At 75.2% G+C, this 13,247-nt stretch carries 8 protein-coding genes; 2 read left to right on the forward strand and 6 right to left on the reverse strand.

All coding sequences use genetic code 11. The annotated features are described in order from the left end of the window. Window positions 1–2: 2 nt before the first annotated feature. On the reverse strand, window positions 3–1,067 hold the full coding sequence (locus ACIQWA_RS36225) for an alcohol dehydrogenase catalytic domain-containing protein (protein ID WP_402490149.1): 1,065 nt from the start codon (window positions 1,065–1,067) through the stop codon (window positions 3–5). Between the two features lie 173 nt (window positions 1,068–1,240). Continuing rightward, window positions 1,241–1,594, reverse strand: a complete 354-nt coding sequence (locus ACIQWA_RS36230) for a zinc ribbon domain-containing protein YjdM (protein ID WP_360231362.1) — start codon at window positions 1,592–1,594, stop codon at window positions 1,241–1,243. A gap of 276 nt (window positions 1,595–1,870) precedes the next feature. On the opposite strand from ACIQWA_RS36230, the gene ACIQWA_RS36235 reads away from it, so the two are divergent. Together ACIQWA_RS36235 and ACIQWA_RS36240 are read left to right on the forward strand one after the other, a co-directional pair. After that, on the forward strand, window positions 1,871–3,112 hold the full coding sequence (locus ACIQWA_RS36235) for a styrene monooxygenase/indole monooxygenase family protein (protein WP_402490151.1): 1,242 nt from the start codon (window positions 1,871–1,873) through the stop codon (window positions 3,110–3,112). A 164-nt stretch (window positions 3,113–3,276) separates the two neighbouring features. Continuing rightward, window positions 3,277–3,822 (forward strand): hypothetical protein, encoded by a 546-nt coding sequence (locus ACIQWA_RS36240; RefSeq protein ID WP_402490154.1) that lies wholly within the window; start codon window positions 3,277–3,279, stop codon window positions 3,820–3,822. Window positions 3,823–3,861: 39 nt separating this feature from the next. On the opposite strand, the gene ACIQWA_RS36245 is transcribed toward ACIQWA_RS36240, so the two are convergent. From ACIQWA_RS36245 to ACIQWA_RS36260, 4 genes are all read right to left on the reverse strand, one after another. Next, window positions 3,862–4,914, reverse strand: a complete 1,053-nt coding sequence (locus ACIQWA_RS36245) for a hypothetical protein (RefSeq protein ID WP_402490156.1) — start codon at window positions 4,912–4,914, stop codon at window positions 3,862–3,864. Next, window positions 4,911–6,170, reverse strand: a complete 1,260-nt coding sequence (locus ACIQWA_RS36250) for a CHAT domain-containing protein (protein WP_402490159.1) — start codon at window positions 6,168–6,170, stop codon at window positions 4,911–4,913. Before ACIQWA_RS36250 ends, ACIQWA_RS36245 begins: the two co-directional genes overlap by 4 nt. A gap of 6 nt (window positions 6,171–6,176) precedes the next feature. Next, on the reverse strand, window positions 6,177–12,314 hold the full coding sequence (gene fxsT, locus ACIQWA_RS36255) for an FxSxx-COOH system tetratricopeptide repeat protein (RefSeq protein ID WP_402490162.1): 6,138 nt from the start codon (window positions 12,312–12,314) through the stop codon (window positions 6,177–6,179). 155 nt (window positions 12,315–12,469) lie between these two features. After that, on the reverse strand, window positions 12,470–13,213 hold the full coding sequence (locus ACIQWA_RS36260; RefSeq protein ID WP_402490164.1) for an SOS response-associated peptidase: 744 nt from the start codon (window positions 13,211–13,213) through the stop codon (window positions 12,470–12,472). Window positions 13,214–13,247: the final 34 nt, after the last annotated feature.

Genomic DNA, 13,247 nt, shown 5'->3' on the forward strand with positions numbered 1-13,247 from the left:
GGTCAGCGGCCGGTGGTGACGACCATGCGGAACCGGGCCTTCCCGCTGCTCATCTTCGCCACGGCGGCGGCGGTCTCCTCCAGCGGGAGCTCCTCGATCCAGGCCCGGACGCCGGTGCGCTCGGCGAAGCGCAGGGTGTCCTGGGTGTCGAGGGCGGAACCGGAGGAGTGGGCGTAGACCTTGCGGTCCGCGGCGATCAGCTGCAGCGGGCTGATGGCGAGCGGGTCGGGGGAGACGCCGACGACGACGAGTTCGCCGCGGCGGCCCAGGCCGTCGACGGTGGCGGACATGGCGTCGGCGTCGGTGACGGTGGCCAGTACGACCTTGGCCCCGCCGAGCGCCTGGAGGGCCTCGGCGACGCTCCCGGCGGTGCTGTCCACGTAGTGGTCCGCGCCGAGCTGGTGCGCCAGCGGCCCCTTCTCCGCGCCGCGCGCGATGGCGACCGTGCGCAGGCCCATGGCGTGGGCGAACTGGACGCCCAGGTGGCCGAGGCCGCCGAGGCCGAGCACCGCCACGGTGTCGCCCGGGCGGGCGGCGGAGCGGCGCAGGGCGTTGAACACCGTCACCCCGGCACAGGCCAGCGGCGCGGCCTCGGCCGCGGTCAGGCCGTCCGGCACGGCCGCGAGCGCGTCGGCGGGCACGATGACGGAGTCGGCGTAGCCGCCCGGGTAGGCGGCGCCGGGGACTTTCAGGTGGGGGCAGAGGATGGCGTCGCCGTCGCGGCAGGCCTCGCAGCGCCCGCAGCTGCCGCCGAACCAGCCCACCGCGACCCGGTCGCCGACCCGCCAGTCCTCGACGCCGTCACCGAGGGTGTCGATCCGGCCCGCGATCTCGTGACCGGGGGTGACCGGGAAGGTGGTGCCGGGCAGCAGGCCGCCGGCGATCAGCAGGTCGGAGTGGCAGACGCCGCACGCCTCGACGGTGATCCGGACGGAACCGGGGCCGGGGGTGCGCAGCGGGACCTCGACCAGCTCGGGCGTCCCGCCCGGGGCGGCGACGTGGACGGCGCGCACGACGCCGTCGGCGGAAGCGGGGGTGGAGGTGGGAGTGGGGGTGGTGGCAGCCATGGCGATCCTTCTCACGGAGGTCGGCGCGGGGCGGGCCCGCGCACGCTCACCACACCAGCTTGCTGCGTCCGCCGGGGGTCGGCCACGCGCGGCCGGTCCCGTGCTGCCGGTCCCGTACTGCGGCCCGTGCTGTCGGTGCTGCGTCGACGGCCCGGAACCGCGCCCCGCCGGCCTCAGGCCTTCTTCACCACGCTGGACTTGAGCTGCATCGCGCCGAAGCCCTCGATCCGGCAGTCGATGTCGTGGCCGTCGACACCGTCGACCAGGCGGATGTTGCGGACCTTGGTACCCGCCTTGATGCCCGAGGCGCTGCCCTTGACCTTGAGGGCCTTGACGACGGTGACGGTGTCGCCGTCGCTCAGCACGTTTCCGACCGAGTCCCGGACCACCCGCTCGCCCGCGCCGGCCTCGGCGTCGGAGTCGCCGGGTGCCCACTCGTGGCCGCACTCCGGGCAGACCAGCAGGGCGTTCATCTCATAGGTGTACTCGCTGGAGCACGAGGGGCACGGCGGGAGGGTGTCGCTCATGGGTGCGGGCTGTCCTGTTCTGTCCGGTCGGCACGGGGTCGGCGGCACGCCAGCCTGTATGAACTTGAAGAATTTTTCAAATCAACATCCCGGCGCGTGCCCGCTCCGTTCCCGGCGCGTGTCCGCTCCGTTCCCGGCGCGTGTCCGCTCCGTTGTCCCGGCGCGCGCTCGCTCCGTTCGCGCCGTGGACGCGGACGCTCCGGACTGATATCCAGACCCTGGCAGCCGGGCCCGCGGGCGGTCGGGGCCGGACGGACCACCAGGAGAGCAGGGGCGATGCGCAGGATTCTGATCGTCGGCGCCGGACAGGCCGGCCTCCAACTGGCCCTCGGGTTGCAGTCCCACGGCTACGACGTCACGCTGCTGACCAACCGTGACGCCCAGGAGGTGCGGGACGGCCAGGTGCTGTCCAGCCAGTGCATGTTCGACTCCGCGCTGCGCCACGAGCGCGCCCTCGGCCTGGACCTGTGGGCCGGTGCGGCGCCCCGGATCGAGGGCATCGGCCTGTCGGTCAGCGGCCCGGGCGCGGCCAGGGTGATCGACTGGACCGGACGGCTCGCCGCCCACGCCCAGTCCGTCGACCAGCGGTTGAAGATGTCCACCTGGCTGGAGCTCTTCGCCGAGCGCGGCGGCCGGCTGGAGGTGCGGCAGGTGAGCGCCGCCGACGTCGAACACCTCGCCGGCTCCTACGACCTGGTGCTGGTCGCCTCCGGAAAGGGCGGCCTGGCCTCGCTGTTCGAGCGTGACGAGGAACGCTCCCCGTTCCGGCGTCCACAGCGCGCGCTCGCCGCGAGCTATGTGCACGGGCTGGCGCCGCGCCCCGACGAGGAGTTCCCGGCGGTGCGCTGCAACCTGGTGCCCGGCGTCGGCGAGTTCTTCGCCGTGCCGGCCCTGACGGCCGCCGGGCCCTGCGACATCCTGCTCTGGGAGGCTCAGCCGGGCGGTCCGGCGGACGCCTTCGACGGGCTCCGTGACCCGGGCGAACACCTGCGGGTGACGCTGGAGTTGATGAAGACCTTCACTCCTTGGGAGTACGACCGCGCCCGCGCCGGCGTCGAACTCACCGACGCCGGTGGCATCCTGGCCGGCCGCTTCGCCCCGGTGGTCCGCCGCCCGGTCGGTGAACTGCCGGGCGGCGGCGCCGTGCTGGGCGTCGCCGACGTGGTCGTCACCAACGACCCGATCACCGGGCAGGGCGCCAACGCCGCCGCCAAGTGCGCCGCCCGGTACCTGGAGGCGATCCTCGCGCACGGCGACAAGCCCTTCGACCGGGACTTCCAGCAGGCCGCCTTCGACCGCTTCTGGGCGGAGACCGGCCGGGCCGTCACCGACTGGTCGAACGCGATGCTCCGCCCGGCGCCCCCGCACGCCGTCGAACTGTTCGGCGCCGCCGGTCGGTTCCCGGCCGTGGCCGACCGGTTCGCCAACTGCTTCGACCACCCGGAGGACGTCGAGGAGTGGCTGCTCGACCCGGAGAAGGCCGCGGCCTACCTGGCGTCCCTGGAGGCGCGGGGCTGAGCACCGCCGGGGGCGCGGGTCGGGCATCGGCGTCGAAGGGGTCACGACAGGGTCAAGCTCTCACCAAGTACCGCACGGGAACGACCTGATGATGGTGGGTTCGTGTCGGCCTCGGTCCGCCGGGGAACAACGGAGCACAGAACGCGAACAACAGGAGACACGTGGTGGCGGTCGACGGCAGCAACATGGCGCACGCGGTGATAGAGACGGCCGTGAAGGAGCGCACACGCCTGCAGACCGGTCGCAGCCGGGCCACGGCGCTGGTGGTGTTGGTCCTGCTGGCCGGCCTCGGTCTCTTCCTGGCGCTGGTCGTCGGCAAGCCCGATCCGACCAGCGCCCCGGACTGCGACGGCCAGACCATGACCAGGCAGAACACCTGCCAGATCATCTCCAACCGCGGCGGCGGGGGCACGTTCAGCTACGACGAGATGATCGACCGCCGCGAGTCCGGGAAGGGCGTGTGGCAGGCGGTCGGCTTCATCGGCACCGGCCTGTCGGTGGTGCTGATGGGGGTGGCGATCAGCAAGCTCAACCCAAACCGCCCCTGGGGCAAGCAGGTCGACGCGGCCTGCCCGCGCTGCCACCAGCTGACCCTGCGCGAGAAGTTGACGGTGCACACCATCTCGCGGGGGCGCACCAACTACCGCTACAGCGGCATCGTCACGCTCTGCACGCCGGTCTGCGGGTTCACCGCCGTCCGCCAGCGCTGACCGGCGGCGGACCGGCGCTGACCAGCGTTGGACCGCGGCTCAGCGGGAGTGCGAGGCCAGGCTGAGCAGCAGGTGGGCGGACTCCGGGTGGTGGAAGTCGGAGTGGGCGCCGGAGGGGTGGAGGTGACGGGCGGCGAGGCTGCCGCGGTAGCGGTGGCCGGCGTCGACGTTGACGATCGGGTGGTCGAGGTCGGCGTGCGGGTACGGGGAGTCGGTCGGCCGCAGCCGGGTGGTGAACTGTGGGACGGGGGCGGCGCCGGTGCCGGAGTGGCCGATGCCGGGGTGGCCCTCGGCGCGCAGGTGCCAGAAGCCGGTGGCGCGGTCCCAGCGCGAGTGGGTCAGCACCAGCGGGCCGCGCAGCGGGGCGCCGGCCCGGCCGGGGCCGAGGAACAGCCGGGGGAAGAGCCGGGTGAAGGCGTCCCGGGGCGCGGCCATCTGGAAGACCAGGGCGCTGTCGACGGTGAACGGGCGGCTCGGGTCGCCGGGCCGGGCGGTCCAGCTGAGCACCGGGGGCCCGGCCGGGCGGTCGGCCGCGTACTGGACGGCCTCGCAGAGGAAGCGGCCGCCGAAGGAGTGCCCGAGCAGGTGGAGGTACTGGCCGTGCCGGTTGGCCAGCACCCGCGGGGCGTCCGGTCGGCCCCGGCCGGAGTCGAGGTAGCCGAGCAGGTGGCCGAGGATGCGCCCGGCCTGGCCCCGGGCGCTCATCGCGTGCGCCCGCTCGCGGATCCGCCGGTAGCCGGGCAGGGACGGCAGGCTGGAGGACGGCCAGCGCACCACCACGCACCAGGGGCGGAACCCGGCGGCCAGCCCCGGGTAGCCGGCGGGTGCGGCGCGGTGCAGGGCGACCGCCCGCTCGACCAGGGCGGCGGCCGAGCGGTCGGCGGCGGCCGGGCTGGTCTGCCAGCCGTGCACGTACACGTACAGGTCGGTCGCCCACTCGGGGATCCGCAGGTGCCGGGCCAGGTGGTCGGCGACCCTGGCCTCGGGGACGGGAGTGCTCGTACCGGGGACGAGCAGCCGGCCGTGCTCGTCGAGGTCGACGGTCGCGGGCCGTACGGTGGCTGTCGAGGCCGGGTGCAGGCGTGCGGTCACGGGTTGAGCTCCAGGATGCTGTCGATGCCGCAGTGCAGGGAGTAGGCGAGCGCCAGCGGGTTGCGGTACTCGCGGGCGAACCACCGCACCAGCTGCTGGGTGATCTCGCCGGCCGTGAACTCGCCGGTCAGGTAGTGGTCGAGGAAGGCGAAGGCGTACTCGGCGGCGAACTCCTGCGGGATCTGGAGCTGCGGCCCGAGCACGCCGTCTGCGCCCAGGTCGACCAACGCCCTCCCCAGGTGGTCGAGTTCGGCGGCTGCCGACTGCCCGGTGTGGCAGGCGTTCAGCAGCACGAACGGCCGGAACACGGCATCCGGCCGGTCGAGGTGGCGGCGGCGGTGGCGGCGCACCAGCTCGGCGTCGATGTGCCGGTCGTCGGAGAGCCGCACGGCGAGCTGCTCGTACGGTGAGTCGTTGGCGACGAACTGGCCGTGGCACCAGAAGTACATGACGTCCTCGTCCAGCACGGCCGCGGACAGCGCCTCCAGCAGCCGGTCCGACTCGGTGCGCACGGTCAGCTGGGAGCGGTCCTCCAGCAGTTTGCGGACCTCGGGCGCCCGGCCGATGCCGGTGAGCTGGTCGTCGGTGTTGAGGCTGGTGACGGGCTTGGCGCGGGGGGAGGAGGGCGACTGGATCGGCGGGTAGGCGGCGCCGGTCTGCTCGACCTGGTGGCGGTGGCCGAGGAAGTCGGCCCAGTCGTCCGGCTGGTGGCCCTCGACGGCGAGCATCGGCCAGGGGAGGTGGAGGTCCGAGTCGAAGCTGATCCGCAGCGAGCCGTGCTCGGTGAGGGTGCGGTTCAGGTAGTCGCGGAACAGGACCAGGCTGCGGTCGCCCCCATCGAACATCGTCTCCAGGAAGTACCGCCCTTCCTCGGCGAGTTCGGCGACCTTGCGCTCGGCGACCTCGGCGAGCGGGGTGAAGTCGACGGCGGTGGCGAAGGGGTAGGGGTGGTACGGGTCGGGGTCGTAGCCGATCAGCCGGTCGCGCCAGATGGAGCGTAACCGGGCGGCCTTGGCGAGGAGTTCGGGCGCGGAGACGGTGAGCCGGGCCCGGTGGCTGCGGTTCCCGGGGGTGCGCTCGCCCGGTCGGAAGGCGCTGACGTGGAGCTCGTCGCCGTGGCGGCGGAGGGAGAGGATCAGGTCCAGCGGGGCCGGGCCCTTGGGCGGGACGCCGTCGGTGGGGCCGAGCTGCCGGGGCAGCCGGGTGTAGTCGGCCGAGGGGTTCTGGCGGACGGCGACTTGGAGGTCCCGGGGCACGTCGATCTACTCCTGCTCCTGGTCTTCGGCTTCTGCGGGGACGTCGGTGGGGACGTTGGTGGGGATGTCGGGGATGTCGGGGATGTCGGGGACGTCCAGGACGGCGGAGAGGTCCTGGAGGACGGCGCCGTGGCCCCGGTCGAAGACGGTGATCCGGACGGTGTGCGGGCCGGCCACGGCCGGGGTGAGCGCGAACCGGGCGGGCGCACCGGCGGGGACGTGGTCGGCGACGGGCGGGTCGAGCAGGGCCTCGGGGGACACGGCGGCGACCAGGCGCAGCTCGGGGAGGACGGCGGGTACGGAGCCGTCCGCGGGTTCGAGGTGGAACTCCACGTGGGTGGTGACGCCTACGGCGGGGTCCTCGACCAGGGTGAGGCGGGGCCGCCAGGCGGGCCGGGGTGCCGGTGGTTCGACGGCGCGGTGCACCGAGCCGCGGGTACGGCGGGGGAGCAGCTCCGGCGCGCCCCGGCCGAGCCCGGCGTGGCCCCGCGCCGCCTGGGCGTGGGCCGGCACGGCCTGGGGGTGCGGTGCGCCCTGGACGGGGAAGGGTGCGCCGGGGACGGGCGGGGGCGCGGGCTCCGCGCGGTCGAGCCTGGTCAGTGCGGTACGGGCCTCGGCCGTCAGCGGGTGCCCGGGGCCCATCAGGGCCTCGCGCCCGCCGCGGACCGCCGCCAGCAACGCCCGGGCGGTGTCGTGGCGCCCGTCCGCGGCGAGCGCCCGGGCCAGTCCGACGGCGAGGCTGGGAACGACGGGGACCGGCCCGGTGCGCAGGGCGCCGACGCTGACGGCGACGTCCTCGGCCTCCCGGTGCCCGGCCAGCAGCGCGGTGGTCGGCGAGGCGTCCCCGACGGTGAGCCCGTCGGCGATGATCCGCTCGTACACCCGGACCGCCCCGTCGGCGTCCCCGGCGCGCAGCCGGGCGTGGGCCAGGCCCTGGCGGACCTCCAGGGTGAGCGGGCTGCGCGCGCCCCGGCTCGCGGTGCAGGACTCCACCAGCTCCTCCAGCCGGACCACGGCCCGCAGCGGGCGGGGGCCGTCGGCGAGCAGAAGTGCCTCGGTCAGGCGAGCCGGGACGGTGGCGTCGTCCTGGTCGCCGAGGGCGGCGGTCGCGGTGGCGACCAGGTCGCCGGCCAGCCGGAGCGCGGGCTCGGGTTGCCCGTCCAGGTGCCGGGCGAAGGCGAGGACGCAGCCGGCGTGCACCAGCTCGGGCAGGCCCGGACCGGTGAGCCGGGCCCACTCCTGCGCCAGCGGGGCCAGTTCGGCGACGGCGGCGGTGGTCTCACCGGCCAGCAGCAGGGTCCTGGCGAGGTCGCGGCGGAGCTCGCGGACGAAGGAGTGCCCGGGCCTGTACACGGCGAGGGCGTGGGTCATCGCGTCGCGGTAGGCGGCGGTGGCCTCGGCGTGACGGCCGGCCGCGGCGAGGTTGCGCGCGAGGCTGTCCCGGACGTCGAGCACCTCGGGGTGGTCGGCTCCCAGGATCCGGCTGCGGTCGGCGAGCAGGGCCCGGTAGAGCGCGTCGGCGCGGTCGTGCTGCCAGCCGTGGCGCAGGGCGTGGCCCAGGTGGTGGCGGGCGGTCAGGGTGGCGGGGTGGTCCGGGCCGTCGACGCGTTCGTGGTCGGCGAGGAGCGCCCGGACCTCGGCGATCTCCTGCCGATGGCGTCCGGCGAGGCGGTGGGTGTGGGCGAGCTCGTGCCGCTCCTCCAGGGTGTCCGGGTGGTCCGGCCCCTGGGTCCGGCGCCGGGCGGTGACCAGGTCGGTGAGGAGCGCGGTCGCCCGGTCCGGTTCGCCGGTCTTGGCGAGCTCCTGGGCGAGCAGGGAGCGGACGGCGAAGGTGTCGGGGTGGTCAGGGCCGAGGACGCGGTCGTGGTCGTTGGCCAGCTGCTCCCGGTCGGTGACGGCCTGTCGGCGCAGTCCGGCGTACGCGAGGTCGGCGGCGAGGACGCTCCGGGCGGTCAGGACGGCCGGGTGGTCGGGGCCATGGATCCGGATCTTGTCGAGCAGCAGGGCCTCGCTGAGCCGGATGCTGAGCAGGTGGTCGCCGGCGGTCCGGTGGGCCCAGGCGAGGAGGTACCGGGTCTCGAGGGTCTCCGGGTGGTCCGGGCCGTCGAGCCGCAGGCGGTCGGCGAGCAGGTGCTCGCACAGCTGCCGGGCCCGGTCGAGGTCACCGTTCGAGCGGCACGAGGCCGCCTCCCACCAGCGGGTGTTCAGGGTGTCCGGGTGGTCGGCGCCGAGCACCCGGGTGCGGTCGGCGACCAGGGCGGTGAACAGTTCGCCCGCCCTGCGGTGGTGGCCGGCATCGCTCTGGGCGAGGGCCTGCCACCACCGGGCGTCGAGGGTGTCCCGGTAGTCCGGGCCCAGGATCCGGGTGCGGTCGGCGACCAGGGCCGCGAACGACTCCGCGGCGCGGCGGTGGTCGCCGGCCCGGGAGTACGAGCGGGCGAGCTCCCCGCGCATCTCCAGCGTGTGCGGGTGTTCCGGTCCGTGGACCCGGGTGAGGTCGGCCACCAGCGAGGTGAACTCGGCGATGGCTCTGGGGTGTTCGTCGGATCCCTGCCAGGCCGAGGCGCGCTTGCGCCGGCACCGGACGGTGGTGGGGTGGTCCGGGCCGAGGACCCGGACGAGGTCGGCGGCGAGCGCGTCGAACAGCTCGGCCGCCCGCTCGTGCTCGCCGGCCTCGTGGCAGCTGAGGGCATGCCCGATGCGGATGTTGAGGGTGTCCGGGTGCTCGTGGCCGAGGACCCGGTCGCAGGCCGCGACCAGCGCCTCGAACAGCGGAACCGCGCGTTGCGGGTCGTTGGCGCTTTGGCGGGCGGACGCGTGGGCGTAGCGGGCCAGCAGCGTGTCGGGGTGGTCGGGGCCCTGGACGCGGGTGCGGTGCTCGACCAGGGCGGCGAACAGCTGGTCCGCCCGGTGGTGGGCGCCCGCGTTCTGGTGCGCGGTCGCCAGCCAGTGGCGGGCGGTCAGAGTCTCCGGGTGGTCGGCGCCCTGGAGCCTGGTCCGGTCCCGTACCAGGGATTCGGCCAGCTCGACCGCCCGGCGGTGGTTCCTGGTGTTCAGATGGAGCGCGAAGCAGCTGACCCGGGCGTCGATGCTGTCCGGGTGGTCCGGCCCGTGGATCCGCACGTGGTCGGCCACCAGGGCCTCGTAGAGCTCCAGGGCGCGGCGGTGGTCGCCCAGGGACTGGTGGCTGTGGCCGAGCCAGAAGCGGGTGTTCAGGACGTCGGGGTGGTCGGGGCCCTGGATACGGACACGGTCGGCGAGCAGCGCCTCGTACTGGGCCAGGGCCTCGCGGTGCCGGCCGAGGTTGCGGTGGGTGGTGGCCAGCCAGAAGCGGGTGTTCAGCACGGCGGGGTGGTCGGGGCCCTGGATACGGACACGGTCGGCGAGCAGCAGCCGGAACAGGGTCAGCGCCTTGCGGTAGTCGCAGGCGTTGGAGCGGATCGAGGCCTGCCACCAGCGGGTGGTGAGCACGTCCGGGTGGTCGGGGCCGACGGCCCGTTGACGGTCCGCGACCAGCCGGTCGCACACCTCGGCCGCCTGCCGGTGCTGTCCGGCCTCGTCGAGGGAGCGGGCCAGCCGTAGCCGGGCGTCGAAGGTCTCGAAGTGGTCGTCGCCGTGGACCCGTCGCCGGTCGGCGAGGAGCCGGCGCCGCACGGCGAGTGCGTCGCGCGGGCGGCCGGCGGCGTGCAGGGCCCGGGCGAGGCCGGAGCGTTCGTCCAGGGTGTCGGGGTGGTCGGGGCCCTGGAACCGGGCCCGGTCGGCGACCAGCCGCTCCAGCTCCTCGACCTCTTCGGCGGGCCGTCCGGCGACGCGCAGGGCGAAGCCCAGGAAGCTGCGCTCCTCCAGGGTGTCGGGGTGCCCCTCGCCCTGGATGCGGGTGCGGTCGCGGACCAGGGCGCGGTGCTGCTCGACCGCGAGCTCGGGCGTGCCGGCCTCCCGGTGGGCGCGGGCCAGTCCGCTGCGCGCGTTCAGGGTGTGCGGGTGGTCGGGGCCCAGCACCCGGGTGTAGTCGGTCACGACCTCCTCGAACCGGGCCACGGCGAGGGCGGGCCGGCCGGACTTGCGGAGGACGGAGGCCAGGCGCTTGCGGGCGTGGAGGGTCTGCGGGTGGTCCGGGCCCTGCACCCGGGTGCAGTCCGCGACGAGGGCCCGGTAGGCGGCGAGCGCCGCCAGGTGGTCGCCGGTGTCGGCGTGGGCGGCCGCGAGCCAGCGGCGGCCGTTCAGGGTGTCGGGGTGGTCGGGGCCGAGCAACCGGGTCCGGTCGGCGACCACCTGCTCGTATCGGGCGATCGCCGAACTGTAGTGGCCGGCGGCGAGTTGGGCGAAGGCCAGGCCGCTGCGCCGGGTCACCGCGTCCGGGTGGTCGGTGCCGAGCACCCGTTCCGCGTCCGCCACCAGCTGCTCGTACTCGGCCACCGACTCCCGGTGCTGCCCGGCCACCTGGAGGGCGTACGCCAGGCTCGCCCGGCTGTGCATGGTGTCGGGGTGGTCCGGCCCCAGCACCCGGGCCCGGTCGGCGACGACGGCGCGGTACTCGGCGACGGAGAGCTCGTGCTGGCCGGCCTTGCGGTGGGCCTGGGCGAGGGTGTGCCGGTCGGTGAGGGTGTCCGGGTGGTCCGCGCCCTGGAGGCGGGTGCGCCGGGCGACCACGTCCAGGCAGAGTTCGAGGGCCCGGGCCGGGTCTCCGGTCTTGGCCTGGAGCCGGCCGAGCCGTCCGAGCGTGGTGAGGGTGTCCGGGTGGTCCTCGCCGAGCAGCCGGCGTTGGGCGTCCGCCACCGCCTCGACCAGCCGTACGGCGTACACCCGCTGAGCCCGGTCGGTGAGTTCGGCCGCCGCCAGCTCGAACAGCGCGACGGTGCCGGCCGTCGGCCGGTCGGACGGGCCGCTGTCGGCCAGCTCCCGGACGTGCGGCAGCAGGGCGCGCCGCAGGCCGGGGCCGCCCGAGGGCCAGAGCCGGGTGGCGGCCGCCGCCAGGTGGTGCTCGGCCCGCTGCCGGAAGGTGCGATCGCCGTCGGCCTTGCGCAGTACGGCCTGGAGCAGCCGGTGGACGGCGACCGTCTCGCCGAGGGTGATCAGGTGGTAGTCGGCGAGCAGCCGCAGCGCCCGGTCGACCTCCTCGGGCCGGCGGGAGCCGTACGGGGTGAGCACCTCGCGCGGCAGCGCCTCGGGGGCGTACCAGGCCAGGGTGCGCAGCAGCTCGACGGCGAACGGCGCGGTGTGCTGGACGGTCCGCAGCGTGGTCCGCCAGAGCCGGGCCACGGTGGACTCGGCGCCCGGACCCACCGGGCCGGTGGCGCGCAGCAGTTCGCGGTAGGCGGCGAAGGTGGTGCCGGTCTGCTGGACGTAGGCGCCGGCCTGGGCGAGGGCGATCGGCAGGTGGCCGAGTTCGTCGGCCAGCGCCCGGGCCTCGGCCTGCTCCGCGGCGTCCAGGGTGTCGCCGGTGTACGCCGTGGCGCACAGCAGCCGGGCGGCCTCGGGGGCGTCGAGGACGTCGACGCGCACCGGCCGGATCCCGGGGTGCCAGCCGCTCGCGCGCCGGCTGGTGACCAACTGGTGGCCGCAGCCGAGGAGTCGGCCGACGTAGGGGGTCAGGTGGGCCGGGTCCTCGGCGTTGTCGTAGACGAGCAGCCAGCGGTCGTGGGCGCGCAGCCAGGCGATGGCCCACTCGACCTGCTGGCCGGGTGGGGCGGTGAGCGCCCAGGAGGGGTGGAGGTGGACGGCGAGCCCGGCGAAGGCCTCGGCGAGCTGGCCCTCGGACTCCGCGGTGATCCACCAGATCAGCCGGTAGTCCCCGGCCCGGGCGTAGGCGTAGTGCAGGGCCAGGCTGGTCTTCCCGACGCCGCCGAGCCCGTGCAGGGTGGTGGCCTGGGTGACCAGCCCGCCGCCGTCCGCGTGTCCGAGGGCTTCGCCGACGGCGCGCAACTCGCCCTCCCGGCCGATGAGTCGGCCGGCGGCCCGGGGCGGGAGGTTGGGGGTCGGGGTGGTGGCCCGGACGGTCAGCGCGGCCCGGGCGGCCTCGGGCGGGAGGACGGCGACGTGCGGGTCGCGGCCGCCGGCGAACGGCGAGCCGGGGCGGCGGCGCTGCTCGTCGGGCTCCGGGCCCTGCATGCCGTTCTCGGGACGCCCGTGTGCCGTGATGGACATCAACACTGCGCCGCCCTCGCCCCCGCCCCCGTGTCCTGCTCTGCCCGCCTACCGTAGTGCAGGTCGGACGTGCTGTCAGCGGATCGGCGGCCTCCCGGGGTTGGGCGGGGGCCCGGGTGGGGGCGGGCGGTGGTCGGGCGGTGACCGGGCGGTCGTCAGTCGGCGAGACCCAGCGGGTCCGGGGCGGCGGCGAGCAGCTCGGGGCCGTTGTTGCGCACGCTGTTGACGACGGGTGGGACGGCGCGTACCCGCAGGGCGCCGTCGGCGGGCCGGCGCAGCAGGTGGTGGAGTTCGGCGGGGTCGGTGTGGGCGGGGGAGAGCCAGCTGGGGACGTCGTCGGGGGCGACGGTGAGCGGCATCCGGTCGTGCACCCGTCCGGCGGAGTCGGTGGCGTCGGTGGTGATGACCGTGGTGGTGGCGAGCCAGGCGAGCGGGTCGTCCTCGGGGCGGGCGGGGTCGCGCCAGAACTCGTACAGGCCGGCCATCAGCATGGTGGCGCCGGTGCTGAGGAAGTAGGGCTGCTTGTACTTCTTGCGGTCGGCGGTGGCGGGCACCTCGCGCCACTCGTAGTAGCCGTCGGCGGGGATGACGCAGCGGCGGGCCCGGAAGGCCTTGCGGAAGGCGGGCTTGCTGTCGACCGTCTCCGAGCGGGCGTTGATCATCCGGGCGCCGCCGGACGGGTCCTTGGACCAGGACGGCACGAGGCCCCAGCGCAGCGGGCGGAGCTGGCGCAGCAGCTCGCCGGTCTCCCGGTCGACGCGTTCCAGGACTGCCGGGACGGCGTCGGTGGGGGCGACGTTCCAGCTCGGTGCGAGGGTCTCGGCCGGGTCCCACCGGAGCTCTCCGAGCAGCGAGACGAGGTCCTGGGGCGTGGTGGTGGAGACGAAGCGGCCGCACATGCCTCCCAGCCTGCCACCCGGCACCGACGAACCG

This window comes from Kitasatospora sp. NPDC098652 (assembly GCF_044760155.1).
Taxonomy (GTDB): Bacteria; Actinomycetota; Actinomycetes; order Streptomycetales; family Streptomycetaceae; genus Kitasatospora.

What these genes read in the sequence shown, in the direction of transcription:
- ACIQWA_RS36230 (WP_360231362.1), bottom strand. Translation starts at nt 1,594, where the DNA reads ATGAGCGACACCCTCCCGCCGTGCCCCTCGTGCTCCAGCGAGTACACC.
- ACIQWA_RS36235 (WP_402490151.1), top strand. Translation starts at nt 1,871, where the DNA reads ATGCGCAGGATTCTGATCGTCGGCGCCGGACAGGCCGGCCTCCAACTG.
- ACIQWA_RS36225 (WP_402490149.1), bottom strand. Translation starts at nt 1,067, where the DNA reads ATGGCTGCCACCACCCCCACTCCCACCTCCACCCCCGCTTCCGCCGAC.
- ACIQWA_RS36260 (WP_402490164.1), bottom strand. Translation starts at nt 13,213, where the DNA reads ATGTGCGGCCGCTTCGTCTCCACCACCACGCCCCAGGACCTCGTCTCG.
- fxsT (WP_402490162.1), bottom strand. Translation starts at nt 12,314, where the DNA reads ATGTCCATCACGGCACACGGGCGTCCCGAGAACGGCATGCAGGGCCCG.